Below are 25,159 nucleotides of genomic sequence, written 5' to 3'. Positions count from 1 at the left end.
CATCCTGGGGAGCGCCCGCGCGCCCCACCCTGGCGCCATGTCCTTCACCCACCGCATGGCCGGCCTCGTCGCCGTCGTCGCCGTCCCGCTCGGCATCGCCGCGACCAGCTACGCGCTGACCGACGAGCCGGCGGCACCGCGCGTCCCGCCCGCCGTGCGCCTCTCCACCACGCCGACCCCGCCCGCCCCGCCGCCGACGCCGTCCGTACCGGCCCCGACCGCGACGGCCCCCTCGACGACGCCCACCGACTCCGTCGTCCCCGGGCCCTCCGCCACGGGCGACGACGACGATGACGACCACGAGTGAAGCGCACCGAACACCGTCTCTCCGCCCGCGTCCGCATCCTGCTCTGGCTGCTGCTCGTCATGACGGTCGCGCTGGCCGCCGTCGCCGTGGTGACCCGCACCCTGCTGCTGCGGGACGCCGACCACCGCATCAACCAGCTGCTCGCCCAGGAGACCGGGGAGTTCGCCACCTTCGTGGCCCAGGGCGTCGACCCGGCGACCGGCCGCCGCTTCACCGACCCGGAGGCGCTGCTGCGGGTCTTCCTCCAGCGCCAGTACTCCGACCCGGACGAGGAGCTGCTCGGCCTGGTCGGCACCGGCGGCCCCGGGCCGCGGGTGGTCCGGCAGTCCCGGGACGTACCGAGCGCCCTGCCGCTGCACCTCGACCGGCCCGCGCTCGACGCCGTCGCCGCCGCGCCGGAGTCCTCGGGCCGGATCGACCGGGCGCGCGGCGAGGTGCGGTGGGCGAAGGTGCCGATCGAGACCGGCGGCCCGGCCTCGGCCTTCGTCGTCGCCTTCCACGCCGACCGGCGACAGGCCATCGCGGACGAGGCGTTCCGCATCCTGCTCGCCATATCCGGGGTGGCGCTGCTGCTGACCACCGGCATCGGCTGGGTCGTCGCCGGCCGCATCCTCGCCCCGGTGCGGGTGGTGCGGACGACCGCCGCCGAACTCACCGAGCGGGACCTCACCCAGCGGATCCCGGTACAGGGCAAGGACGACATCGCCGCGCTCGCCGCCACCTTCAACGCGATGCTCGACCGGCTCGAACGCGCCTTCGCCGGCCAGCGGCAGTTCGTGGACGACGCCGGGCACGAGCTGCGGACCCCCATCACCATCGTCCGCGGCCACCTGGAGCTGATGGGCGACGACCCGGCCGAGCGCGCCGAGACCGTCCGGCTGGTCACCGACGAGCTGGACCGGATGAGCCGGATCGTGGAGGACCTGCTGCTGCTCGCCAAGGCCGAGCGGCCGGACTTCGTCCGCACGGAGGACGTCCAGCTCGCGGAGCTGACCGCCGACGTCTTCGTGAAGGCCAGGGCGCTCGGCGACCGGGACTGGGTGCTGGACGGGGTGGCCGACCGGGAGGCGTCGCTGGACGCCCAGCGGATCACCCAGGCGATGGTGCAGCTGGCGCAGAACGCGGTGCAGCACACCGTGCCCGGGGCGCGGATCGCGATCGGCTCGCGGACCGCCGCCGGACGGATCGAGCTGTACGTCGCCGACCGGGGCCCCGGGGTCCAGGAGCAGGACGCGGCGGTGATCTTCGAGCGCTTCCGACGGGGCACCGCCCGGCGCGGCGCCCGCACCAGCGGAGCCGGTCTGGGGCTCGCCATCGTCCGGGCCATCGCCGAGGGGCACCGGGGCGGCTCGGTCGAGCTCCGCCCGACCCCGGGCGGCGGCGCCACTTTCGTACTTGTCTTCGAGGAGTGAGCATGAACCGCATCCTGATCGCCGAGGACGAGGAGCGCATCGCCTCCTTCGTCGAGAAGGGGCTCCGCGCCAACGGCTTCACCACCTCCGTGGCCGCCGACGGCGACACCGCGCTCGCCCTGGCGCGCACCGGCGCCTTCGACCTGGTCGTGCTGGACATCGGCCTGCCCGGCCGGGACGGCTTCACCGTCCTCAGGGAGCTGCGCGAGGCCCGGGTGACCCTCCCCGTCCTGGTCCTGACCGCCCGTGACTCGGTACGGGACACGGTGGCCGGCCTGGAGGGCGGCGCCGACGACTGGATGACCAAGCCCTTCCGCTTCGAGGAGCTGCTCGCCCGGATCCGGCTGCGGCTGCGCACCGCCGCCCGCGCCCCCGAGGTGACCGTGCTGCGCAGCGGCGACCTCGGCCTGGACCTGCGCACCCGGCGGGCCCGCTCCGGGGACCGGACGGTCGACCTGACCGCCCGTGAGTTCGTGCTCCTGGAGCTGTTCCTGCGCCACCCGGGGCAGGTGCTCTCCCGGGAGCAGATCCTCTCCCACGTGTGGGGGTACGACTTCGACCCCGGCTCCAACATCGTGGACGTCTACGTCCGGGCGCTGCGGAAGAAGCTGGGCGCGCAGCGGCTGGAGACGGTGCGGGGCATGGGGTACCGGCTGCCGTGACGGATCCGTCCGGGGGCACGTGAACCTTCCTTCACGGAGGGCTCATCGACGGCTCACCGGCCGCCCGGAGGGTGGTTCCCGTGAACCTCTCCCTCCGACCGGCGGTGTGGCTCTGCCTGGCGCTCGGCGCCTGCGCGGCGCTCGCCGTCCCCGGCACCGCCCCCGGCCTCGACGGCGGGGCCCGGCTGACCCTGGCCGTCTTCGCCCTCGCGACCTGCGCCTGGATCGCCGCCCCGGTCGACGACACCGTCGTCGCGCTCGGTGCCGGACTCGCCCTCACCGTCACCGGGGTGATCAGCGCCGACACCCTCTTCGCCACCCTCGGCGACGCCACCGTCTGGCTGCTGATCTGCGCCTTCGTCCTCGCGGCGGCGGTGACCCGGACCGGCCTCGCCGGCCGCGCGGCCGCCTTCCTCGTCACCGGCGCCCGGTCCGTGCGCCGGCTGGTGCACCTGACCACCGCCGCGCTGGTCGTCACCGCCTTCGCCGTCCCCGCCACCTCCGGCCGGGCCGCGCTGGCCCTGCCCGTCTTCCTCACCCTCGCCCACGCGCTCGCCGGGCGCCGGCGGCTCGTCGTGATGCTGGCCCTGCTCTTCCCCACCGTCATCCTGCTGTCGGCGGTCGCCACCCTGATCGGCGCGGGCGCCCACCTCATCACCGTCGGGGTGCTCCTGGAGCAGACCGGGGAGTCGATCGGCTTCACCCGCTGGCTGCTCCTCGGTCTGCCGCTCGCGGTGGTCTCCTCCCACCTCGCGGCGGAGGCGGTGCTGCTCACCACCACCCGCAGGGAGGACCGGCGGGGGCCCGTCCGGATCACCGTCGGCGCGGTGCAGGAGCACTCCGCCACCCCGGTGTCGGGCCCGCTCTCCCCGCCCGAGCAGCGCTGTCTGCTGCTGCTCGGCACGGTGGTGGCGCTGTGGTGCGCCGAACCGCTGCACGGGGTGTCGCCGGCCGTGGTCGCGCTGATCGGCGCGGTGGTGGCCTCCTCCCCCGCGCTCGGCACGGTCCGGATGAAGGACGGGCTGCGGTCGGTGCCCTGGCCGATGCTGGTCTTCATGGCGGCGACCACCGCGATGGGCGTGGCCCTGGTCGACTCCGGCGCCGCCGGATGGCTGGTCGGCGGGCTGCCGGGCGGGCTGCCCCCGTGGGCCTTCCTCGGCGTGGTCGTCGCCGTGAGCACCGCCGCCCATCTGGTGCTCCAGTCCCGCTCCGCCCGCTCCTCGGTGCTGGTGCCGCTGGTGGTGGCCGCGGCGGTCGGCGCCGGGATCAACCCGGTGGCCGCCGCGCTCGCCTCCACCGCCGCCGCCGGCTTCTGCCACACCCTGCCCGCCTCGGCGAAACCGGTCGCCCTCTTCGCCGAACCCCCGGACGGCGTCCCCACCTTCGTCCCGGGCGACCTGCTGCGGCTGTCCGCCGTGCTCGCCCCGCTCAGCGCCGCCCTGGTGCTGCTCTTCGCCCTCGCCGTCTGGCCGCTGCTCGGCGTGCCCGTCCTCCTGGAGTCCCAGCCGTGAGCCTGCACATCGCCGTCGCCCCCAGCGGTTTCAAGGAGTCCCTGTCGGCGCCCGAGGCCGCCGAGGCCATCGCCGAGGGACTGCGCCGGGTCCGCCCGGACGCCGTCGTCGACCTCGTCCCGCTGGTCGACGGCGGGGAGGGGACGGCCCGGGCGCTGGCCGCCGCGACCGGGGGCCGTCTGCTCCCCCGGATCGCGGCCGGCCCCCTCGGCGACCCGGTCGGGACCCACTTCGCGCTGCTCGACCGCTCCTCCGCGGTGGTCGAGATGGCGGCCGTCGCGGGCCTCTCCCTGGTGCCGCCCGGCCGGCGCGACCCGGGCGCCACCACGACCTACGGGGTGGGCGAACTGATCCGGGCCGCGCTCGACGCCGGGGCCCGCCGCGTCCTGGTCGGCTGCGGCGACTCCGGCACCTCGGACGGCGGAGCGGGTGCGCTCCAGGCCCTCGGCGCCCGGCTCCTGGACGCCGAGGGAGTCGAACTCCCCCTGGGGGGTGCCGCGTTGAACCGCCTTGACCGGATCGACCCGACCGGCCTCGACCCGCGTCTCGCGACCGCCGAGCTGCTGGTGGCCTGCAATCCGTACAACGTGCTCCGCGGCGAGCGGGGCGTGGCCCGGGTCTTCGGCCCGCAGAAGGGCGCGGGCCCGGAGCGGGTCGAGGAGCTGGCGGCCGCCCTGGACCGCTGGGCCGAGCTCCTCGTACGGGACCTGGGCGCGCCGGCCGGGCTCGGCACGGCTCCCGGGTCCGGGGCCTCGGGCGGGCTCGGCGCCGGTCTCGCCGCGCTCGGGGCCCGGCTGCTCCCCCGCTTCGAGGTGCTGCTCGACCACGTGGACCTGGACGCCCGGCTGGCCCGCGCCGACCTGGTGATCACCGCGGAGGGGTCCCTGGACGGCCAGACCGTGCGGGGCAAGGTCCCGGCGGAGGTGGCGCGCCGGGCCAAGGCCCACGGGGTGCCGGTCCTGGCCCTGGCCGGCACGCTCGGTCAGGGCGTCCACGAGGTGCGGGCGGTGGGGGTCGACGCCTACGGCTCGATCCTGCCCGCGCCCGTGGCGCTGCCCGAGGCGCTCGACCGGGGCGCCGAGTTCCTGGCGGACGCGGCCGAACGGGCCCTGCGCATGGTCCTGTTGGGGACGAGGCTGGCGGCCTGAGCGGTCGCTGTCAGCCGCGGTCGGGGACGCAGCGGCCGTCCTCCGTGCGGTACTTCCACTGGGCGCCGTCGCGGACGAGTTCCTTCACGGCGCCGACGAACCGCTCGACGTGCTCGTCCGGGGTGCCGGCGCCGAAGCTGACGCGGATGGCGTTGAGGGAGCGCTCGCCCGGGGCGGCCGGCTCGGGGGCGCCGCACTCGCCCGGGTCCTGCGGGTCGGAGCCGAGCAGGGTGCGGACCAGCGGGTGGGCGCAGAAGAGGCCGTCGCGGACGCCGATGCCGTACTCGGCGGAGAGGGCGGCGGCGAAGTGCGAGCTGTTCCAGCCGTCGACGACGAAGGAGATGACCCCGACGCGCGGGGCGTCGTCGCCGAAGAGGGAGAGGACGCGGACCTCGGGCACCTCGGCGAGCCCGGCGCGGACGGTGTCGATGAGGTGCCGCTCGCGGGCGACGAGGGAGTCGAAGCCGGCCTCGGTCAGCGCCTTGCAGGCGGAGGCGATGGAGTAGACGCCGATGACGTTCGGGGAGCCGGCCTCGTGGCGGGCCGCGGTGGTGTGCCACTCGACGTCCACGCCGCCGTCGGCGCGGCGGGCCACGGTGCGGGAGGCGCCGCCGCCGGCCAGGTAGGGCTCGGCGGCCTGGAGCCAGTCGGCGCGGCCGGCGAGGACGCCGGAGCCGAAGGGCGCGTACAGCTTGTGGCCGGAGAAGGCGACCCAGTCCACGTCGAGCTCGCGGACGGAGACCGGGTGGTGGGGGGCGAGCTGGGCGGCGTCGAGGACGATCCGGGCGCCGTGCGCGTGGGCGGCTGCGGCCAGTTCGCGCACCGGCCACAGCTCGCCGGTCACGTTGGAGGCGCCGGTGACGCAGACCAGGGCGGGGCCGTGGGGGTCGCGGTCGGCGAGGGCCCGCTCCAGGGTCTCGACCGCCTGGGCCGGGGTGCGCGGGGCGTTGAGGTAGGTGACCTGGGTGTCGCGCCAGGGCAGCAGGGAGGCGTGGTGCTCGGTCTCGAAGACGAAGACCTGGCAGTCGGCGGGCACGACCTGGGCGAGCAGGTTGAGCGAGTCGGTGGTGGAGCGGGTGAAGACGACCTGGTCGCCCTCGCGGCAGTCGAGGAACTCGGCGACGGTGACGCGGCTCTGCTCGAAGAGGTCGGTGGAGAGCTGGGAGAGGTAGCCGGCGCCGCGGTGGACGCTGCCGTAGTAGGGGGCGTAGGCGGCGACGTCGTCCCAGACGCGCTGGAGGGCGGGGGCGCTGGCGGCGTAGTCGAGGGCCGCGTAGGTCACCTCGCCGCCGGTGACGAGCGGGACGGTGACGTCACGGCCGAGGACCGGCAGCGGCTCGGCGCAGCAGGCGTCGGCGGAGTCGGCGGTGGTGGTGGCAGCGGCGGCGTTCGGGCGTGCGGACATGGCGGTATCTCCCGGCGGGACAGGCGAAAGGGCGTGAAGAGCCCGCAGGGCAGCGCGAAACGGCGTGCCGCGTACGGGTGTTGCCTCGACGCACGGCGAGAACGGGGCCGCACGGAGGGGAAGGAGAAGGGGGCCGGAGGCCCTAACGCATTCGCTTGCTCACGAGACCGCTCCCTCAAGGACCAGGACCCCAGGGATGGCGCAGGGGTCCGCGCTTGCCATGGACCTTGCTGTCCACGGCCTGGTCTTCACCCGGGGCACCCCGCCACGGACGGAGGGTTGCCGGACAGCCAGCCGGGGCTTGGGGCTGTCACTCATGACCTGTTGCCGAACGTATGCCACCGCTCGCGGTCCGCGCAACCCCGTCCGCATTCCGGAACGGGATCGCGCGGGCCGCGCGGCGGGTCTCAGGCGTGGGTGGCGGCGACCCAGCGGTCCAGGGACGCGCGGGCGGCCCCGGAGTCGATGGACTCGGCGGCCCGCGCCATACCGGCCCGCAACTGCTCCGCCAGGGTGCCCTCGCCGGGCTCCAGCGCGGTGAGCGCCGCGGCCGCGTTGAGCAGCACCGCGTCCCGTACCGGACCGGTCTCGCCGGCCAGGAGCCGACGGGCGACGTCCGCGTTGAAGGAGGCGTCGGCGCCCCGCAGCGCCTCCAGCGGCGCGTAGGGGATGCCGACGTCCTTCGGGTCGAAGACCTCCTCGCGGACGGCGCCGTCGCGGACCACCCACACCCGGGAGGTGCCGGTGATGGTCAGCTCGTCCAGGCCGTCGTCGCCGCGGAAGACCAGGGCCGAGTTGCCGCGCTCGGCGAAGACCCCGGCCACGATGGGCGCCATCCGGGCGTCGGCGACGCCGACGGCCTGCGCCCTCACCCGGGCCGGGTTGGTGAGCGGGCCCAGCACGTTGAAGGTGGTGCGGATGCCGAGCTGGCCGCGGGCGGCGGCCACGTGCCGCAGCGAGGGGTGGAACCTCACCGCGAAGCAGATGGTGATGCCGGCCTCCTGGGCGACCTCGGCGACCCGGCCCGGGGTGAGGTCGAGGTTGATGCCGAGCTTCTCCAGGACGTCGGAGGAGCCGGAGGCGGAGGAGGCGGCCCGGTTGCCGTGCTTGACGACCTTCGTGCCGGTGCCGGCGACGACGATCGAGGCCATCGTGGAGATGTTGACCGTCTTGGCGCCGTCGCCGCCGGTGCCGACGATGTCGACGGCCGGTCCCGGCACCTCGATGGTGTTGGCGTGCGCGTACATGGTCCGGACGAGCCCGCTGATCTCCTCGACGGTCTCGCCCTTGGCCCGCAGCGCCACCATGAAGCCGGCGATCTGGGCGTCGGTCGCCTCGCCGCTCATGATCAGGTCCATCGCCCAGGCGGTGTCGTCGGCGGAGAGGTTCCTCCCCTCCAGGAGGCCGTTCAGGAGGACGGGCCAGGAGCGGCCCGCCGTGGTAGGTCCTCCAGCGGGGGTCGCAGCGCTCATGGCAGCTCCTGATGATCGTTCGTCGGATACGGGGTCCAGCCTATCGAGCCCCGGGTACGGCAAAGAGCCCCGTCCATCGAATGGACGGGGCTCTCGCCGTGGCGACCTACTTCAGGAGGTCAGGAGGGAGTCAGTGGTGGCCGTGGCCGCTCTGGATCTCCTTGTACTCCTCCAGGGTGGGCTTGGCGACCTGGTTGTCGTCGCCGTAGTAGCCCTTGTTGAGCTTGACCCGGAGCTTCTCCATCGCGCCGATCTTCCGCTGGACGCCGTTCTCGTCGACGGCCGGCGGCAGCGCGGCGGGCTCGTACTGCTCGTGCGCGGTGAGCTTGTACAGCTCGCCCTGGCTGAGCGGCTCGTGGACCTCGACGAACTCACCGTGCGGCAGGCGCTTGATGATGCCGGACTCGCGCCCGTGCAGCACCTTGTCCTTGTCCCGGCGCTGGAGGCCGAGGCAGATCCGCTTGGTGACGATGAACGCGATGACCGGGCCAACGAAGAAGAAGATCCGCACGAACCAGGTGATCGAGTTGATCGACAGGTGGAAGTGGGTCGCCCAGAGGTCGTTTCCACCACCGACGAGCATGATCATGTACGCGGTGATCCAGGCGACGCCGAAGGCGGTGCGCGTCGGAGCGTTGCGCGGGCGCTGCGCGATGTGGTGCTCGCGCTTGTCGCCCGTGATCCAGGACTCGATGAACGGGTAGACCGCGATGGCCGCGAGGACCGCCGGGAAGATCGCCAGCGGGATCATCACGCCGAGGACCAGCGTGTGGCCCCACAGGTTGATCTCCCAGCCCGGCATGACACGGATCAGACCCTCGGCGAAGCCCATGTACCAGTCGGGCTGGGCGCCGGTGGACACCTGGTCCGGCCGGTACGGGCCGATGGCCCAGATCGGGTTGATCGAGGCGACCGCCGCGACGATCGCGATGACGCCGAAGACCAGGAAGAAGAAGCCTCCGGCCTTCGCCATGTACACCGGGAGCAGCGGCATGCCGACGACGTTCTTGTTCGTCCGGCCGGGGCCCTCGAAGTGCGTGTGCTTGTGGACGAACACCAGGATCAGGTGAGCGACCACCAGGCCCAGCATGATGCCGGGGAGCAGCAGCACGTGCGCCGAGTAGAACCGGGCGACGAAGTCGCCGCCGGGGAACTCGCCGCCGAAGAGGAACATCGACAGGTAGGTGCCGACGATCGGCACCGACAGGATCGCGCCCTGCATGAAGCGGACACCGGTGCCGGAGAGCAGGTCGTCCGGGAGCGAGTAACCGGTGAAGCCGGTGAACATGCCCAGGAAGAACAGCAGGAAGCCGAACAGCCAGTTGATCTCACGCGGCTTGCGGAACGCGCCCGTGAAGAAGACGCGCATCATGTGCACGAACATGCCGGCGAGGAAGATCAGCGCCGCCCAGTGGTGGATCTGCCGGATCAGCAGGCCACCGCGCACCTCGAAGGAGATGTGCATGGTCGAGTTGAACGCCTCGGACATCAGCTGTCCCTGGAGCGGGACGTACGAGCCCGCGTACTCCACCTCGTTCATCGACGGGTGGAAGAACATCGTCAGATAGACGCCCGTCAGGATGATGATGAGGAAGCTGTAGAGGCAGATCTCGCCCAGCATGAAGGACCAGTGGTCCGGGAAGATCTTCCGCATGTTGGCCTTGGCCAGCGTGTAGATCCCCAGGCGTCCGTCGGCCCAGTCGGCGACCCGCTCACCGGCGGGCGCCTTCTTCTGCGTGTTGGTCACAGTGCTCATCCGCGCTCCCAGAATGCGGGACCGACGGGCTCGTCGAAGTCGCCGTGCGCTTCGAGGAAGCCCTTGTCGTTCACGCCGATCCGCAGCTGCGGGAGGGCGTGACCGGCCGGGCCGAAGATGACTCGGGCGCCGTCGGACAGGTCGAAGGTGGACTGGTGGCACGGGCAGAGCACGTGGTGCGTCTGCTGCTCGTACAGCGAGATCGGGCAGCCGACGTGGGTGCAGATCTTCGAGAAGGCGACGATGCCCTCGTGCGACCACTCGAGCTCGCGCTTGTCCTTGATGTCCTCCGGCTGGATCCGGACGATCATCAGGGCGGCCTTGGCGATCTCGGTCTGGAAGTTGTGGTCGTGCTCCGAGAGGCCCTCGGGCATCGCGAAGGTCAGCGAACCGACGGCGACGTCCTCGGGACGCAGCGGCTCGTGCGTGTTCATGTTGATGAGCAGCTTGCCCTTGGCCCACAGGGTGGTCCTGAGCTTGCGCTCGGGCAGCGGTCCCATGTCACGCAGCAGCATGACTCCGGAGAGCGGCACCAGGGCCAGCGCGCCGAAGAGCGTGTTGCGGATGAGCTTGCGGCGGCCGAAGCCGGACTCGGCGGCACCGGCCGCGAAGTCCGCCATGACCTTCGCCTTGACCTCGGGCGACGCCGCCATCGGGTGGCGCTCGTCCGCGATCTCGACGTCGGACATCAGGGTGCGGGCCCAGTGGACCGCGCCCGCGCCGATGAAGAAGAGAGCGAGGCCGAGCGTCCAGCCCAGGGCGAAGTTGAGCGCGGACACGTGGCCGAAGGGCCAGATGTACACGATCTTGTCGACCGGGAAGATCACGTACGAGGCGATGAAGCCGATGGTGGCCAGCATCGACAGCACGAACATGAAGGCGACCGCGCGCTCGGAGCGCCGGGCGGCCTTCTCGTCGATGTCCTGGACACGCGGCTTGTGGGGCGGAAGGCCCGGGTCGACGAACGGGTTGTCCGCGACCTTCACCGCGCCGTGCGCGGTGTCCTGCCCTGCCGGCAGGTTCTCTTCTGGAATCTCTTGGGTACTCATGACTTCTTGGCCTTAGCGGTGTGGGCCGCGACCCAGATGGCAACTGCGATCAGCGCACCCAGACCGAAGATCCAGGCGAACAGGCCCTCGGAGACGGGGCCGAGGCCACCGAGCGACAGGCCGCCCGGGCTCGCGGTCTCGTCGCCGTTCACGGCCTGGACGTACGCGATGATGTCCTTCTTCTCCTTCTCCGGCATGGTGGTGTCCGGGAAGGAGGGCATGTTCTGCGGGCCGGTCTGCATGGCCTCGTAGAGGTGCTTCGGGCTGACGCCCTCAAGGCTCGGGGCGTACTTGCCGTGGGTCAGCGCGCCGCCCTCGCCGGTGAAGTTGTGGCACTGCGCGCAGTTCGTGCGGAACAGCTCGCCACCCTTCGCGATGTCGGCGCCCTCAGGGCTGTACTGGCCTTCCTTCGGCGTGACCGGACCGGCCCCGAGGGAGGCGACGTACGCCGCGAGCTGATCGATCTCAGCCTGCGTGTAGATGACCTTCTTCTTCGGGACCTGGGCACCCGGCTGCTGCGCCGGCATGCGGCCGGTGCCGACCTGGAAGTCCACGGAGGCCGAGCCCACGCCGACCAGGGACGGGCCGTCAGAGGTGCCCTGACCGCCGGTTCCGTGGCAGCTGGCGCAGCCGACGGAGTAGAGCTTCTTGCCCTCCTCGATGGCGAGGGACTGGGCGGTTTCATCGGCCTTCGCCGTGCCCGCGGGCGCGAACGCGGCGTACAGCCCCCCCGTGGCCGCCAGCGCGAGAAGTAGGACGACGACCGCCGCCAGCGGATGGCGTCGTCGTGCGGAGAGCTTTTTCACGGATTACCCCGGTGTCAGGATCTTCTGCGTCGATGCTTGCTGGATGTCGGTCCGCCGCGACGGGCGGTGACCGACTACTTGATCATGTAGATCGTGGCGAAGAGGCCGATCCAGACGACATCGACGAAGTGCCAGTAGTAGGACACGACGATGGCGGCGGTTGCCTGCTCGTGAGTGAACCTCTTGGCGGCGTACGTCCGGCCGAGGACCAGCAGGAAGGCGATGAGACCGCCCGTCACGTGCAGGCCGTGGAAGCCGGTGGTCAGGTAGAACACCGTGCCGTACGGGTCCGACGAGAGCGAGAGGCCCTCGTGCTTGACCAGCTCGGTGTACTCCAGGACCTGGCCGCCGATGAAGATCGCACCCATCACGAACGTGATGATGAACCACGTCCGGAGCTTCTTCACGTCGCCCCGCTCCGCGGCGAAGACGCCGAGCTGGCAGGTGAGGGAGGAGAGCACCAGGATCGTGGTGTTGGTCGCCGAGAACGGGAAGTTCAAGGCCTCGGCCTTTTCCGCCCAGAACTCGGGACCCATCACGGATCGCAGGGTGAAGTACATCGCGAAGAGGGCCGCGAAGAACATCAGCTCGGAACTCAGCCAGATGATGGTTCCGACGCTGGTGAGGTTCGGTCGATTGACCGACGGGTGCGCGTGCCCGGTATCTACTGTCGTTACTGTCGCCACGACCGACATTATGTCGGTCGCTTATCCCGCCCTCACTCCGGGGGGTGCCGTTCGGAGTGTCAGAGGGGTGTGTCCAGCCCGAACGGCCCATCGGAAGGGCCTCCGGACACCCTTCGAACAGGTGTTGAACGGGTGTTGACGGGGTGTGGAGCGGAGTAGGCTCCCGCGCACCGGTCGAGGACGACCGGCCCGCCTTCCGGACGGAGGAACGATGCAGTCGAGTGCCACGGTCCTGGTCTACAGCGATGACGCGAACACCCGGGAGCAGGTCCGGCTCGCCGCCGGGCGGCGGCCCGCGGCCGACGTGCCCCCCGTGGAGTTCGTGGAGTGCGCCACGCTCCCGGCCGTGCTGAAGCGGCTGGACGAGGGGGGCGTCGACGTCTGCGTGCTGGACGGCGAGGCCGCCCCCGCGGGCGGCATGGGCGTCTGCCGGCAGATCAAGGACGAGGTCTTCCGCTGCCCGCCGGTGCTGCTGCTCATCGGGCGCCCGCAGGACGCCTGGCTGGCCACCTGGAGCCGCGCGGACGCCGCGGTCACCCTTCCGGTGGAACCGGTCGAGTTCGCGGCGTCCCTGGCGGCCCTGCTGCGCTCGCGGCTGTCGCTGGACGCGTAGCGCGCGTCACCCCTTCGAGAGCTGGGGTGGGTTGGGGTGGGCCGGGCGTGGGCTAGAGAGTGGGCCTGAGGCGGGCCTTGGCGTCCTCGGTGGCCGTGGGGTCGCCCCGCTCGGCCACCAGGGCGCTGCCCCGGCGCCACTTCTCCCAGGGCATGTTCCAGTCGCCGAAGCCGTTCCCGAAGGTGTCCATCATGTCGCCGTAGCTGTTGACGGTGCGGACGATGTCGCCGGCGCGGACGGTCTCGTAGAACCAGGCCGCGTTGCCGGTGGACATGCCCACGCAGCCGTGGCTGACGTTGGCGACGCCCTGGGAGCCCACGGACCAGGGGGCGGCGTGCACGTACTCGCCGCTCCAGGTGACCCGGGTGGCGTAGTACACCGGCAGGTCGTACGACTCCGAGCTGCCCTCGGAGATGCCGATGCTGGTGCCGCGCATCCGGACGTAGTACTCCTTGCCGAGCACCACTTTGATGCCGTTACGGGTGGAGAAGCCCGGTTTGCCGGTGGTCACCGGAATGGTGTTGATCACTTCTCCGTTGCGCTTCACGGTCATCTGGTGCGTCTCGGCGTCGGCGAGGGCCTCGATCCGGTCGCCGATCTTCAGCCGGAGCGGCTTGGACGGACCGCCGTAGAGCTTGTCGCCGACCCGGAGGCCGTCGAGGTTGCCGGTGACCGAGACGAGCGCGCCGGCCGGCCAGTACTCCTTGGGCCGGAAGTGGAGCTTCTTGTCGTCGACCCAGTACCAGGAGCCCTCGACGGCGGGCGTGGAGCGGACCTTGAGGGCCCGTTCGACGACGGCGCGCGCGGCGCGGTCCTTGACCGGGAGGGTGAGGTCGGCCGTGATCGGCTGCCCGACGCCGTAGGTGCCCGCCTCCGGCCCGAAGGTGACGGTCAGGGCCCTTTTGGCCGGAGCCGTCTCGAAGGTGTACGTACGGCCTCCTGGGGCCCCGTCCCCGTCCTCCGTGGCCACCCTGACGGTGTAGCGCGTCCCGGCGGCCAGGGAGCCCGTGGAGCGCCACGTACGGCCGTCGGCGGTGAGTTCGCCCGCCAGGTGGCGGCCGGCCGCGTCGGTGGCGGTCACGTCGCTGATCCGCCCGTCGTCGCCCGTGGAGGTGATCTCCAGCGGCTTCTCGGGGTCCAGCTTCGTCCCGTCGGCCGCCGCGAAGGCGATCTGGTCGGCCGCGTCGTAGGGGCTCGCCGACAGCGGATGCCCGTCCGAGCCCGCGCACGCCGTCGCGCCCGCGGTGACGGTGAGGGCCAAGAGGGTGCAGCTCAGAACAGTCCGAATGCGCGGCGTGTCGTTCATGACTTCACGCTAAGGACACTTCCCCGCCCGGGCGCGCCGAGCGCGGCAAAAGAGGGGCCCGGCCGCTTCGCGTACGAAGTGACCGGGCCCCTCGGGGTGTTACGGGGTACCGCTACTGGTTCTGGTTCTCACCGCGGTAGAACTCGAAGACCCAGCCGAACAGGCCGACGAGGATCAGCGGCGCCGAGAAGTACAGCAGCCACCAGCCCATCGCGATCGCGAGGAAGGCGAGGGCACCGCCGATGGCCAGCGACAGCGGCTGCCAGCTGTGGGGGGCGAAGAAGCCCACCTCGCCGGCCTCGTCCGCGACGTCGGCCTCCTTGTCGTCCTGCGCCATCGCGTCGACCCGCTTGGCCGTGAAGGCCAGGTAGTAGCCGATCATGATGGCCAGGCCGAAGGCCAGGAAGAGCGCCGTCGTGCCGACCGGCTCCTTGCTCCAGACGCCGTAGAGGATCGCCATGGCAAGGATGAAGACGCTCAGCCAGATGAACATCTTGCCCTGGATCTTCACTTGCCGGCCTCCTTGCTGCCCGTGAGGGCCGCGGCCTCGTGCGGCTTGTTCTCGAGCTGGTCGACAGCCGCGATCTCAGGGTGGTGCAGGTCGAACGCGGGCGATTCCGAACGGATCCGCGGCAGCGTGAGGAAGTTGTGCCGCGGCGGCGGGCAGGAGGTCGCCCACTCCAGCGAACGGCCGTAGCCCCACGGGTCGTCGACCTCGATCTTCTTGCCGTACTTGGCGGTCTTCCAGACGTTGTACATGAACGGAAGGATCGACAGGCCGAGCAGGAAGGAGGAGATCGTCGAGATCGTGTTCAGCGCGGTGAAGCCGTCGGCGTCCAGGTAGTCCGCGTAACGACGCGGCATGCCCTCGGCACCGAGCCAGTGCTGCACCAGGAAGGTGCCGTGGAAGCCGATGAACAGCGTCCAGAACGTCATCTTGCCCAGGCGCTCGTCCAGCATCTTGCCGGTGAACTTCGGCCACCAGAAGTGGAAGCCGGCGAACATCGCGAAGACGACGGTGCCGAAGACCACGTAGTGGAAGTGCGCCACGACGAAGTACGAGTCCGAGACGTGGAAGTCCATCGGGGGCGAGGCCAGGATGACGCCGGTCAGACCACCGAAGGTGAAGGTGATCAGGAAGCCGATCGTCCACAGCATCGGTGTCTCGAAGGACAGCGAGCCCTTCCACATCGTTCCGATCCAGTTGAAGAACTTCACGCCGGTCGGTACGGCGATGAGGAACGTCATGAAGGAGAAGAACGGGAGGAGCACGCCACCGGTCACGTACATGTGGTGGGCCCACACGGTCACGGACAGACCGGCGATCGCGATCGTCGCGGCCACCAGACCGATGTAGCCGAACATCGGCTTACGGCTGAAGACCGGGATGATCTCGGAGACGATGCCGAAGAACGGCAGGGCGATGATGTACACCTCTGGGTGTCCGAAGAACCAGAAGAGGTGCTGCCAGAGCAAGGCTCCGCCGTTGGACGCGTCGAAGACGTGGGCACCGAACTTGCGGTCCGCCTCCAGGGCGAACAGCGCGGCCGCCAGGACCGGGAAGGCGAGCAGGACCAGGACACCGGTCAGCAGCACGTTCCAGGTGAAGATCGGCATGCGGAACATCGTCATGCCGGGGGCACGCATGCAGATGATCGTGGTGATGAAGTTGACCGAGCCGAGGATCGTGCCGAAGCCGGAGAAGGCCAGACCCATGATCCACATGTCGGCGCCGACACCCGGCGAGCGGACGGCGTCCGACAGCGGGGAGTAGGCGAACCAGCCGAAGTCGGCCGCACCCTGCGGGGTGAGGAAGCCGGCCACCGCGATGATCGAGCCGAAGAGGTACAGCCAGTAGGCGAACATGTTCAGCCGCGGGAACGCCACGTCGGGCGCGCCGATCTGCAGCGGCATGATCCAGTTCGCGAATCCGGCGAACAGCGGCGTCGCGAACATCAGCAGCATGATCGTGCCGTGCATCGTGAACGCCTGGTTGAACTGCTCGTTCGACATGATCTGCGTACCCGGACGGGCCAGCTCGGCGCGCATGAAGAGCGCCATGAGGCCACCGATGCAGAAGAACACGAACGAAGTGACGAGGTACAGGGTACCGATCGTCTTGTGGTCGGTGGTGGTCAGCCACTTCACCACCACGTTGCCGGGCTGCTTGCGGCGGACGGGCACCTCGTTCTCGTACGAGTCCTCAGCCGCGGCACCCTTGGTTTCGTTGGGGATGCTCACAGTTGGTTCTTCTCCGCGTTCCTGGCCGGGTCCGTCTGCTCGATGCCGGACGGGATGTAGCCGGTCTGACCCTTCTCGGCCAGCTCCTTCAGGTGCGCCTGGTAGCGCTCCGGGGAGACCACCTTGACGTTGAAGAGCATCCGGGAGTGGTCGACACCGCACAGCTCGGCGCACTTGCCGAGGAAGGTGCCCTCACGGGTCGCGGTGACCTCGAAGGCGTTGGTGTGACCCGGGATGACGTCCTGCTTCATGAGGAAGGGGACCACCCAGAAGGAGTGGATGACGTCACGCGAGGTGAGGACGAAGCGGACCTTCTCGCCCTTCGGCAGCCACAGGGTCGGGCCCGGGTTGCCGGTCTGCGGGTTCCGGTCGCCGGGGATGCCGGCGTCGTAGACGCCGCCCGCGTTGTCCGGGAACTGGTCGATGAACTTGTCCGGGATGGACGCGAGGTTCGCGTCCGTCTTCGCGTCACCCTCGACGCCGGGCACGTCCTCGATGTAGTTGAAGCCCCAGCTCCACTGGTAGCCGACCACGTTGACCGTGTGGGCGGGCTTCGGGGAGAGCTCGAGGAGCTTCGACTCGTCGCGCGCGGTGAAGTAGAAGAGCACCGAGACGATGATGAGGGGGGTGACCGTGTACAGCGCCTCGATGGGCATGTTGTAGCGGGTCTGCGGAGGTACCTCGACCTTGGTCCGGCTGCGCCGGTGGAAGATGACCGCCCACAGGATGAGGCCCCACACCAGGATTCCGGTGAGGAGCGCGGCGGCCCAGGAGCCCTGCCACAGGGAGAGGATCCGAGGCGCCTCTTCCGTGACGGGGGTGGGCATGCCGAGGCGAGGGAAGTCTTCCCAGTTGTACGAGCAGCCGGTGGCTGTCGCCAGGATCAGGCCCGCAGTCAGCACCTGCGGCAGCTTCCGCCGCATCGGGCGCCGCGACGAGCGGTCGGAGCCGTTGGGACTCACGTAGCGCCTTCCCGAGAGTCTCGGCCCGCGTTGGTCGGCCACGGCCGTCCGTCTCGCTGGTCGGTCGCCGCCCCGGCCGCGGGCAGGGGTTTGGATGTTTATGCGGACCAAACCCTACTGGACGCTATTTGGGGTCGCGCGGGGAGGGTGCCCAACGCGCCGTCCGAGTCCCCGAAGGGGTGGACGCGGGCGTTCCGACGGAGGACCGGACGCGCCCGTTCGGGGGTCTGGCGACGGATGGCGGCGGGGTTCTGACGGGGGCTCATCGGCCGCCGCGGGGCACCCCGGCCCCGGGCCGGGGCGGGGTGCCGGGCGGGCGGCGGGTGCGTGCCCGGGCGGCGGCCGGCGCGTGGGTCCGACGGCGGGGCGCCCGGCCGTCGAGGAGCCCGGTCCACAGCTCCTCGTGGCGGGCGGCGATCGGCGCGGGGTCGAAGCGCTCCGCCGCCAGGCGGGCCGCCCGGCCCGCCCTCGCCCGCAGCTCCTCGTCGGCCATCAGCCCGCGCAGCGCCCGGGCCACCGCGGCGGGGTCCCCGACCGGGACGAGCCACCCGTCCACCCCGTCCTCGACGATCTCGCGCGGCCCGTGCGGGCAGTCCGCGGCGACCACCGGCAGCCCGCACCGCATCGCCTCCACGATCGCCATGCCGAAGGCCTCCCGCTCGGAGGTCACGGCCGCGATGGAGCCCTGCGCCCACTCCGGCTCCATCGGGTGCGCCTGGCCCATCAGCCGGACCCGCCCGCCGAGCCCCCGGGCCTCGATCCGCCGGGTCAGCGGCTCCCGCAGGTCCTGGACGGCGTCCCCGCTGCCGTAGATCCGCAGGCTCCAGTCCGGGTACTCGTCGGCCAGCGCGGCGAAGGCGTCGACGAGGACGTCGTACCGCTTGACCCGGGTCAGCCGGCCGGCCGCGACGACGACCCGCGCCGAGGGGTCGGCGGGCGGCACGGCGGGGGCGGGCACGCTGTTGGGCACGGACGCGACCCGGACGGAGTCCGGCAGCCCGAGCCGCCGGTAGGCGCGCGCGTCGGCCTCGGTGACGGTGGTGACGAGGTCGAGGAGCGCGTACTCGTGGGCGATGTCCCTGCGCAGCCGGCGGCTGTGCCCGTCGAGGACGAGGTGTTCCTGGGCGACGAGCAGCGGCCCGTCTCCCGCCTGCCGGGCCAGGTGCACGTTGAGCCCCGGCCGGGTCCCGACGACGACGTCCGCCCGCACCCCGCGCAGGTGGTCCCCGATCCGCGCGTCGGTCAGCGCGCTGTACTGCTTCCACCGTCCGTCGCCGCGCGGGAAGACCCGGGCGGGGAGGCGGGCGTCGGGGCGTTCGCCGTCGTAGTCCGGGGAGTCCTCGCGCAGGTCGACGAGGTGACGGAGGGTCACCCCGGAGGGGAGGTCGAGGCGGGGCCGGTCGCGGTGGCGGAAGACCGAGACGATCTCCACCTCGTGGCGTTCCGCGAGCCGTTCGGCGAGCGTGAACGTGGTCTGGACCGTGCCGCCGTAGTGGAATCCGTTGTGGATCAGGAAGGAGATACGCATCTGCCGGTTCCCCCCGGTCAGTGGGTGGGTCGGGGCGACTGTACTGCTCCGGCCGCGCCCGCCGTCACGGCCGGTGACCGAGCTGGGGGACGGTCGCGCAGTTCCGCGTCATCTCGCCCTGGCTCACCCAGCCGCGCCCGTCCCGCCAGCGGGCCACCGAGAGGCAGGTCTCGCGCTCGGCGGGCGGCGTCGCCAGGTGCTCGAACCGGACCGGCAGCAGCAACCCCCGCGCGGTGTAGGGCTCCTGGCGGTTCAGGTACGCCTCGACGCACGTCCGGGTGAGTCCGCCCCGGTCGGGGTGGTCGAGGCAGGAGCGGGCCGCGTCGGTGAACCACATGGCGGCCGCCCAGCCCTCCAGCTGCCACTGGGACGTCTCCCGGTCCCCCATGGCGGCCCGGAAGGCCCGGACCGCCGGGTGGCCGGTGTCCTCGAAGTTGCGGCTGGACCCGGTCACCCAGAGGGACTCGCGGCAGCCCGGCGCGCGGGCGTAGGCGCGGTCGACGGAGGAGGTCCAGTTCTGCACGTTCGTCACCTTGGCGTCGACCCGGACGCCGAGCGCCTCCATCGCCTCGCACAGCCGGGTGTTGCCGTGCCCGTCCAGCGCGTCGAACACGAGGTCGACCCGGCGCTCGCGCAGATCGGCGGCGACGGCCCGGAAGTCGGGCAGCACGAAGTCGACCCGCTCGGTCACCACCCGGTAGCCCTCCGCGCGCAGCCCCCGCTCGACGAGCCGGGCGTAGGAGGCGGAGGCGGGCTGGTCGTACGCGACGACGGCGGCGGTCCGCGCCCCCTGCTCGCGCTTGAACCACCGGTACACCTCGGTCCCGCCGTACAGCACGCCGTCCCAGCCGGGCGAGGCGCCGGTGCGCGGGGCGGAGCTGCCGTAGAGCGAGTAGAGGTGGGGGTAGGTCTCGTAGGCGGGGGTGAGGGGCTGGCCGCCGATGTCGGGCACCCCGGCCCGGGAGACGAGGGGGGCGCCCGCGTAGTCGAGGGCGGTGGTGGCGACCAGGGCGAAGACCTTCCGCTCGTCGACGAGCCGGTGCACGCAGGCGGTGTTGCCGACGCCGCTGCCGCCGTCGTCGCAGGTCTCGACCTCGATCCGGCGCCCGTCGAGCCCGCCGGCCGCGTTCAGCGCGTCGAACCAGGCGAGGGCGCCGTCGCGCGGCCCGGTGAGGGCGGCGCCGCCGACGGGGCTGGTGGCGCTGGTGATGACGCCGACGCGGAGCGGCTCACCGCCGGAGGGGTGGGCGGTGGGCCGCGTCTCGAAGGCGCCTTCCGGGAGCCGGCTGCCGCACCCCGCGAGGAGGACGAGGAGCAGGGCGAGCAGCAGGGCCCTCAGCCGCGCGGCGGCCGTCTCAGCAGCCTTCGACGGTGACACCGCTGAGCTTCACCAGGCCGCACAGGGTCTTCACGGAGACCTTCCAGGTGTCGTCCTGGAGCACCGAGGTGCCCCGGGAGTCGGGCAGCAGCGGGTTGCCGCCGACGAGCAGGTCGTAGGTGACGTCGGCGCCGGTCGCCGAGGTGAAGGCGACCCCGGTGACCTTCGCGGCGATCGCCGCGGCCTGCGGGTTGCCGGCGAAGGCGGTGAGGACGTCCCGCATCTCCTCGCCGTTCTCCAGCAGCTTCACGCGCTCGGCGGCCGGGGTGTCCGCGTCGAAGAAGGCGGCCCAGTTCCGGGCGATCTCCGCCTCGGCCGCGGCCGGGTCGGCGGGCTCCGCGGCACCGGACGGCCGGTCGGTCGCGCCGGGCGGCGCGGTGGAGGTGACCCGGTCGCCGGTCGCGGGCTCGTCGTCGGAGCAGGCCGCGAGGGCCGGCGTGAGGAGGAGCACCGCCGTGGCCGCGAGGGCGGCCGCTCGTCGTCTGAGGACCATCGGGCCCACCACCGTTCGGCCGGGTGCTTCCAGGGTCGGACGATACGGCGCGGAGCGCAAGAATACGGGGCATAGTCGGAGGAACAGAGCTTGTCTGGAGGAAAGGACGGGCCTGCGTGCCGACGGCGCGGTTCCTGCTGTGGGGCGGTCTCGTGACGGCCGCCGGGGGCGCGGTGCTGTGCGTCCTCGGCTGGTACGGGATCTCGGGCGAGCGCTTCGCCGAGCGCCAGCTGCCCTACCTGGCCTCGTGCACGGTGCCGGGAGCGGCGCTGCTCGTGGCCGGCGCGGTCCTGGTCGCGGCGGCCGTCCGCACCACGCCGACGGCCCCGGACGAGCCCGGGGACGCCGCGGCGGACCTCGCGGCGGACGGGACCGGTCCGCCCCCGCCGCCCTCCTCCGACGGACCGCCGCTGCGCGTCCCCGGCGGGACGCTGGCGCACCGCCCGGACTGCCCGCTGGTCGCGGACCGGGCGGACGCGCTGCCCGCCGCCGGCGACCCGGCGCTCGCGCCCTGCCCGGTGTGTGAGCCGTGGCCTCCCTGACGTACGAGCTGACCCTGGCCGGCCTCGCGGTCGGCGGCGCGGCGGCGCTCACCGGCATCGGCCTGATCGTCACCCACCGGGCGACCGGGGTGCTGAACCTGGCGCACGGCGCGGTCGCCATGGTCTGCGCCTACGCGCTCCGCCAGCTGGTGGTGGTGTGGGGGTGGCCGCTGTGGCCCGCCGCCCTGGTCACCCTGCTGCTCCTCGCCCCCGGCCTCGGCCTCCTCCTCGACCGGGCCGTCTTCCGCCCGCTCGCCCGGTCCGGCGCCGGACCGGCCCGCACCCTGGTCGCCTCGACCGGCGTCTTCGTCCTCCTCGTCGGCGCGGCGGTGCTGCTCTGGGGCCCCGGCGCCCGGGACGACGCACCGTCGCTGACCGGCCCCGGCGACGCGCCCTGGCTCCCGCTCGCGGCCGTCCTGGCGGTCGCCTGCCTGGTGACGGCGGTGACCCGGTGGACCCGCTTCGGGCGGGAGCTGCGGGCCGTGGTCGACAACCGGCCGCTGGCGGTCCTCGCCGGGGTCGACGCGGACCGGGTCGCGGCGGCCGGCTGGGCGTTCGGCGCGTTCACCGCAGGCCTGACGGGCGTGCTGCTCGCCCCGTACGTCCGGCTCGACCCGTACGGGCTGCCGCTGCTCGTGGTGGAGGTGATGGCCGTCGCGGTCATCGCCCGGATGCGGTCGCTGCCCGTCGCCATCGGCTCGGCGCTGCTCATCGGGGTGACCCAGGCCCAGCTGACCCGCTTCCACCCGGAGGGCTGGGCGGAGCCGCTGCTGCGGTCGGTGGGCGCGAACCTCTTCGTGCTCGCGCTGCTGGTCGCGGCGCTCGTCCTGCCGGGCATCGGCGGCAGGGGCCACGACGCGCTGCCGCCGCCGGCCCGCGCGGACCGCACGCCCCCGGCCGTCTGGCCGCTCGCCGCCGGCTGCTTCCTCCTCCCCCTGGCCGTGGCGGGCCAGGACCTCCGCACCGCGGTGCAGGTGCCGGCCCTGGCGATCGTCCTGCTCTCCCTGACCGTGGTCACCGGCCGGGCGGGTGGGCTCGCACTGGGCCAGGCGGCCTACGCGGGCCTGGGCGCGCTCTTCACCGTCCTCCTCACGGCGGCCGGGCTGCCCGCCCTCGCGGCGCTCGCCCTGGCGGTCCCGCTGACCGGCGCGGCGGGCCTGCTGACCGCGGGACCGGCGATCCGCCGCCACGGGCTCGCCCTCGCGCTGGCGACCCTCGCGGTCGGCGTCGCGGTCAGCCGCTTCGTCCTCACCCAGCCGTACGCGACGGCGGGCCTCCCGGCCCCGCTCCGCCCGGCGGCCTTCACCACCGACCGCGCCTACTACGTCCTGGAACTCCTCCTGCTGACCGCCGCCCTCCTGCTGGTGGCCGCCCTGCGCCGGGGCCGCACCGGCCGCGCGCTGGCCGCCCTGCGCGACCACGAGCCGGCCGCGGAGGCCGCGGGCGTCGCGGCGACCCGTCTCAAGCTCCTCGCCTTCACCCTGGCCGCGGGTCTGGCCGCCCTCGGCGGCGGCCTCCTCACGATGGGTGTCCAGGCGTACGACCCGACGGCCTACGACCCGCTGTGGGGCCTCCTCTGGTTCGCCGCGGTGATCGTCCTGGGCGCCGACAACCTCCTGACGCCCCTTCTGGCGGCCCCCCTCCTGCTCGCCCTCGACAGCGCCGGACCCGCCGGAGCCGCGGCCCTGGCCATCGGCCTGCTCGCCACCCAGACCGGCCGGATCCCGCCCCTGACCTCCCTCCTCACCCGGCCCGCCCACCGCCGGGACCGCCCCGGACCGCCCGCTCCCGACGGCGCCGCGCCGCTCACGGACGAGCCCGCGGGGAGGACCGCCGGCGTACGGCTCCGGGCGGAGGGCCTGCGGTTCACGCACCCGGGCGGGGTGACGGCCCTGCGGGACGTGGCGCTCGCACTGCCCACCGCCCGGGTCACCGCGCTGGTGGGGCCGAACGGCGCCGGGAAGAGCACCCTCTTCGACTGCCTGGCCGGCGCGGCCCGGCCCCGCCCGGGCGGCCGGGTGCTGCTGGACGGCCGGGACATCACGCGCCGCACCGCGCACGCGCGGGCGCGCCTCGGCATCGCGCGGACCTTCCAGCGGCCGGCCCTCTTCCCGTCCCTCACCGTGGAGGAGAACGTGCGGGTCGGCGCCGAGCACGGCCACCGCCGGGACCACCCGGCCGCCGCGACCGAGCGCGCCCTGCGGCTGACGGGTCTCGCGGGGCCCGTCCGGGCCCGGCGCACGGCGGGCCTGCCGACCGGCCTGCTGCGCCGGGTGGAACTGGCCCGCGCCCTGGCGGGCCGCCCGCACACGCTCCTCCTCGACGAACCCGCCGCCGGCCTGGACGCGGCGGAGGCCGAGGCCCTGTCCCGGCTGCTCGCCGCGCTCGCCGCCGACGGCCTGACCGTCCTCGTGGTCGAGCACGACCCGGACCTCGTCGCCGGCACGGCCGCCGCCGTCCACACGATGGAGGGGGGCCGCCTCCGGTCATGACCGCCGAGATGGAGCTGCGCGGCGCCCGGGTGCGCTACGGCCCCCTGGAGGCCCTGCACGGACTGGACCTGCCGGTCCCGGCGGGCACGGTGACCGTGCTGACCGGCCGCAACGGCGCGGGCCGCAGCACGGCGCTGCGCGCGCTGGCCGGGACGGTCCGGCTCGCCGCGGGCCGGGTCCTCTGGCGCGGCGAGGACGTGACGCGGCTGCCGCCGCACGAACGGGCCCGCCGCGGGCTGTGCTTCGTACCGGACCGGGGCGCGGTGTACGAGGGCCTGACCGTCGCGGAGAACCTGGCGCTCGCGGGGCCGGACGCCCCCGTCCCCTACCCCGCGCTCCTCCCCCTGCTGTCCCGCCCGGCGGGGACGCTGTCGGGCGGGGAGCGGCGGATGCTGGCGGTGTCGCGGGCGCTGCTGGGTCCGGCGCGGGTGGTGCTGGTGGACGAGCCGGTGCTGGGCATGGCCCCGCCGGTGGCGGCCCGCACCTACGCGCTGCTCGCCGCGCTCGCCGCGGAGGGCGGCGCGGCGGTGGTGCTGGCCGAGCAGCGGGTGCCGGACGGACTCCCGCCCGGCACGCTGGTGCACGAACTGCGGCGCGGCTCGCGCGCGTTCAGCGGCGAGGCGGCGGAGCGGCGTGCCTAGGGCCTGTCTGACCATTGGCGTCGGATCAGGCCGGGTCGTCCGGTGCGTGCGATCGGCGTGCGGCCGGGGCGAACTCGGACGGGGTCTCCCCTGCTCGAGCGAAGCCGAGAGCTCGGGGAAGGAGCTACTTGGGCGTTTCGGCCGTGCGGCGAGCGTGCGTGCCGGGCGGGCCGGACCCGACGGGAATGGTCGGACAGGCCCTAGGGCATCGGCTCAGAGGGGGGCGATCCGCAGCATCATGCCGACGTACAGCCGGTTCGGGTCGGGACCGATGACGCTCTTGTTGGCCTCGTAGAGGCGCTGCCAGCCGCCCTTGACGGAGAAGCGGCGGGCGATGGCGCCGAGGGTGTCGCCGGCCTGCACGGTGTGGACGCGGCCGCTGAGCCCGTACCGCTTGGAGCAGACGGGCCAGGCGCCCCAGCCCTGGACGCGGAGGACGTCCTCGGCGACGGTGATCTGCTGCTGACGGGTGGCCAGGTCGGCGCGGCGGGCGTACTTGAGGCCGCCGTAGTCGATCCAGGTGGGCTGCCAGAACTGGAGCCCGCCGTAGTAGCCGTTGCCGGTGTTGACGTCCCAGCGGCCGCTGCTCTCGCACTCGGCGACGCAGCCCCAGGGCCACTGGTCCTCGGCGCAGGCGTAGGCGGGGACGCCGGCCGGTCCCGCCGACGGCGGCGGGGGCACCGCGCCGGTCCCGGGTCCCGCGGTGTCCTCGCCGGTGCCCCGGGCCGCCTCCACGGCGGCCGCGGCGG

The 25,159-nt window shown here is 72.9% G+C and carries 23 protein-coding genes and 1 riboswitch; of the genes, 9 read left to right on the top strand and 14 right to left on the bottom strand.

Annotation, left to right across the window (positions count from 1 at the left end; genetic code table 11):
• Window positions 1-37: 37 nt before the first annotated feature.
• The 5 genes from IE321_RS27515 (at window position 38) to IE321_RS27495 (ending at window position 5,040) form a co-directional block, all read left to right on the top strand.
• Window positions 38-307 carry a hypothetical protein gene (locus tag IE321_RS27515; RefSeq protein WP_043222992.1) on the top strand — a complete coding sequence of 90 codons (270 nt, stop codon included), beginning with the start codon at window positions 38-40 and terminating at the stop codon, window positions 305-307.
• Between the two features lie 59 nt (window positions 308-366).
• Window positions 367-1,719, top strand: coding sequence for a sensor histidine kinase (locus tag IE321_RS27510; protein ID WP_079021948.1), 1,353 nt, complete (start codon window positions 367-369; stop codon window positions 1,717-1,719).
• A 2-nt stretch (window positions 1,720-1,721) separates the two neighbouring features.
• The gene (locus tag IE321_RS27505) at window positions 1,722-2,381 is read left to right on the top strand and encodes a response regulator transcription factor (protein ID WP_043222985.1); all 660 of its coding nucleotides are present in this window, start codon (window positions 1,722-1,724) and stop codon (window positions 2,379-2,381) included.
• 80 nt (window positions 2,382-2,461) lie between these two features.
• Complete coding sequence (locus tag IE321_RS27500) at window positions 2,462-3,892, top strand: SLC13 family permease (RefSeq protein ID WP_190224921.1); 1,431 nt, start codon at window positions 2,462-2,464, stop codon at window positions 3,890-3,892.
• Window positions 3,889-5,040: a glycerate kinase family protein gene (locus IE321_RS27495; protein ID WP_043222977.1), complete on the top strand. Its 1,152-nt coding sequence runs from the start codon at window positions 3,889-3,891 to the stop codon at window positions 5,038-5,040. The genes IE321_RS27500 and IE321_RS27495 overlap by 4 nt, the downstream gene beginning before the upstream one ends.
• 10 nt (window positions 5,041-5,050) lie before the next feature.
• On the opposite strand, the gene IE321_RS27490 is transcribed toward IE321_RS27495, so the two are convergent.
• The 6 genes from IE321_RS27490 to ctaE form a co-directional block, all read right to left on the bottom strand.
• Window positions 5,051-6,445, bottom strand: a complete 1,395-nt coding sequence (locus tag IE321_RS27490; RefSeq protein ID WP_190224920.1) for an aminotransferase class V-fold PLP-dependent enzyme — start codon at window positions 6,443-6,445, stop codon at window positions 5,051-5,053.
• 206 nt (window positions 6,446-6,651) lie between these two features.
• Window positions 6,652-6,767: riboswitch (SAM riboswitch) on the bottom strand.
• 85 nt (window positions 6,768-6,852) lie between these two features.
• Complete coding sequence (gene trpD / locus IE321_RS27485; protein WP_190224919.1) at window positions 6,853-7,917, bottom strand: anthranilate phosphoribosyltransferase; 1,065 nt, start codon at window positions 7,915-7,917, stop codon at window positions 6,853-6,855.
• 130 nt (window positions 7,918-8,047) lie between these two features.
• Window positions 8,048-9,673, bottom strand: a complete 1,626-nt coding sequence (gene qcrB / locus IE321_RS27480; protein ID WP_190224918.1) for a cytochrome bc1 complex cytochrome b subunit — start codon at window positions 9,671-9,673, stop codon at window positions 8,048-8,050.
• A complete protein-coding gene (gene qcrA, locus IE321_RS27475) occupies window positions 9,670-10,722 on the bottom strand; it encodes a cytochrome bc1 complex Rieske iron-sulfur subunit (RefSeq protein WP_190224917.1) in 1,053 nt (350 codons plus the stop codon). The genes qcrB and qcrA overlap by 4 nt, the downstream gene beginning before the upstream one ends.
• Entirely contained in the window at window positions 10,719-11,528 is an 810-nt protein-coding gene (qcrC, locus tag IE321_RS27470) for a cytochrome bc1 complex diheme cytochrome c subunit (RefSeq protein ID WP_043222969.1), read from the bottom strand. The genes qcrA and qcrC overlap by 4 nt, the downstream gene beginning before the upstream one ends.
• Before the next feature lie 74 nt (window positions 11,529-11,602).
• A complete protein-coding gene (gene ctaE, locus IE321_RS27465) occupies window positions 11,603-12,223 on the bottom strand; it encodes an aa3-type cytochrome oxidase subunit III (protein WP_190224916.1) in 621 nt (206 codons plus the stop codon).
• A 202-nt stretch (window positions 12,224-12,425) separates the two neighbouring features.
• Here ctaE and IE321_RS27460 point away from each other — a divergent pair, with 202 nt between their 5' ends.
• On the top strand, window positions 12,426-12,827 hold the full coding sequence (locus IE321_RS27460) for a DNA-binding transcriptional response regulator (RefSeq protein WP_190224915.1): 402 nt from the start codon (window positions 12,426-12,428) through the stop codon (window positions 12,825-12,827).
• A gap of 52 nt (window positions 12,828-12,879) precedes the next feature.
• Here the strand turns inward: IE321_RS27460 and IE321_RS27455 are convergent, their stop codons facing one another.
• The 7 genes from IE321_RS27455 to IE321_RS27425 all read right to left on the bottom strand — a co-directional run bounded on the left by IE321_RS27455 (window position 12,880) and on the right by IE321_RS27425 (window position 20,735).
• Window positions 12,880-14,133, bottom strand: coding sequence for a L,D-transpeptidase (locus IE321_RS27455; protein WP_190224914.1), 1,254 nt, complete (start codon window positions 14,131-14,133; stop codon window positions 12,880-12,882).
• Window positions 14,134-14,245: 112 nt separating this feature from the next.
• On the bottom strand, window positions 14,246-14,644 hold the full coding sequence (locus tag IE321_RS27450) for a cytochrome c oxidase subunit 4 (RefSeq protein ID WP_041128840.1): 399 nt from the start codon (window positions 14,642-14,644) through the stop codon (window positions 14,246-14,248).
• A complete protein-coding gene (gene ctaD / locus IE321_RS27445) occupies window positions 14,641-16,374 on the bottom strand; it encodes an aa3-type cytochrome oxidase subunit I (protein WP_190224913.1) in 1,734 nt (577 codons plus the stop codon). Before ctaD ends, IE321_RS27450 begins: the two co-directional genes overlap by 4 nt.
• Complete coding sequence (gene ctaC, locus IE321_RS27440) at window positions 16,371-17,336, bottom strand: aa3-type cytochrome oxidase subunit II (protein WP_190224912.1); 966 nt, start codon at window positions 17,334-17,336, stop codon at window positions 16,371-16,373. Before ctaC ends, ctaD begins: the two co-directional genes overlap by 4 nt.
• Before the next feature lie 262 nt (window positions 17,337-17,598).
• Window positions 17,599-18,864 carry a glycosyltransferase gene (locus IE321_RS27435; RefSeq protein WP_190224911.1) on the bottom strand — a complete coding sequence of 422 codons (1,266 nt, stop codon included), beginning with the start codon at window positions 18,862-18,864 and terminating at the stop codon, window positions 17,599-17,601.
• A 64-nt stretch (window positions 18,865-18,928) separates the two neighbouring features.
• Entirely contained in the window at window positions 18,929-20,242 is a 1,314-nt protein-coding gene (locus IE321_RS27430; protein ID WP_190224910.1) for an ABC transporter substrate-binding protein, read from the bottom strand.
• The gene (locus tag IE321_RS27425; protein ID WP_043223823.1) at window positions 20,220-20,735 is read right to left on the bottom strand and encodes an MTB12 C-terminal domain-containing protein; all 516 of its coding nucleotides are present in this window, start codon (window positions 20,733-20,735) and stop codon (window positions 20,220-20,222) included. Before IE321_RS27425 ends, IE321_RS27430 begins: the two co-directional genes overlap by 23 nt.
• A 116-nt stretch (window positions 20,736-20,851) precedes the next feature.
• Here IE321_RS27425 and IE321_RS27420 point away from each other — a divergent pair, with 116 nt between their 5' ends.
• From IE321_RS27420 to IE321_RS27410, 3 genes are read left to right on the top strand one after another with little or no spacing between them, the layout of a single operon-like run.
• The gene (locus IE321_RS27420) at window positions 20,852-21,277 is read left to right on the top strand and encodes a hypothetical protein (RefSeq protein WP_190224909.1); all 426 of its coding nucleotides are present in this window, start codon (window positions 20,852-20,854) and stop codon (window positions 21,275-21,277) included.
• On the top strand, window positions 21,265-23,769 hold the full coding sequence (locus tag IE321_RS27415) for an ABC transporter permease subunit (RefSeq protein WP_190224908.1): 2,505 nt from the start codon (window positions 21,265-21,267) through the stop codon (window positions 23,767-23,769). Before IE321_RS27420 ends, IE321_RS27415 begins: the two co-directional genes overlap by 13 nt.
• A complete protein-coding gene (locus IE321_RS27410) occupies window positions 23,766-24,410 on the top strand; it encodes an ATP-binding cassette domain-containing protein (RefSeq protein WP_190224907.1) in 645 nt (214 codons plus the stop codon). Before IE321_RS27415 ends, IE321_RS27410 begins: the two co-directional genes overlap by 4 nt.
• A 213-nt stretch (window positions 24,411-24,623) precedes the next feature.
• Here IE321_RS27410 and IE321_RS27405 read toward each other — a convergent pair whose 3' ends face one another.
• The gene (locus IE321_RS27405) at window positions 24,624-25,145 is read right to left on the bottom strand and encodes a LysM peptidoglycan-binding domain-containing protein (protein WP_051841984.1); all 522 of its coding nucleotides are present in this window, start codon (window positions 25,143-25,145) and stop codon (window positions 24,624-24,626) included.
• Window positions 25,146-25,159 lie beyond the last annotated feature (14 nt).

Origin of the sequence: Streptomyces hydrogenans, assembly GCF_014656075.1 — a bacterium.
Taxonomy (GTDB): domain Bacteria; phylum Actinomycetota; class Actinomycetes; order Streptomycetales; family Streptomycetaceae; genus Streptomyces; species Streptomyces hydrogenans.
The sequence above is the reverse complement of the archived record's forward strand: the minus strand, read 5'-3'. Positions and strand labels throughout refer to the sequence as shown.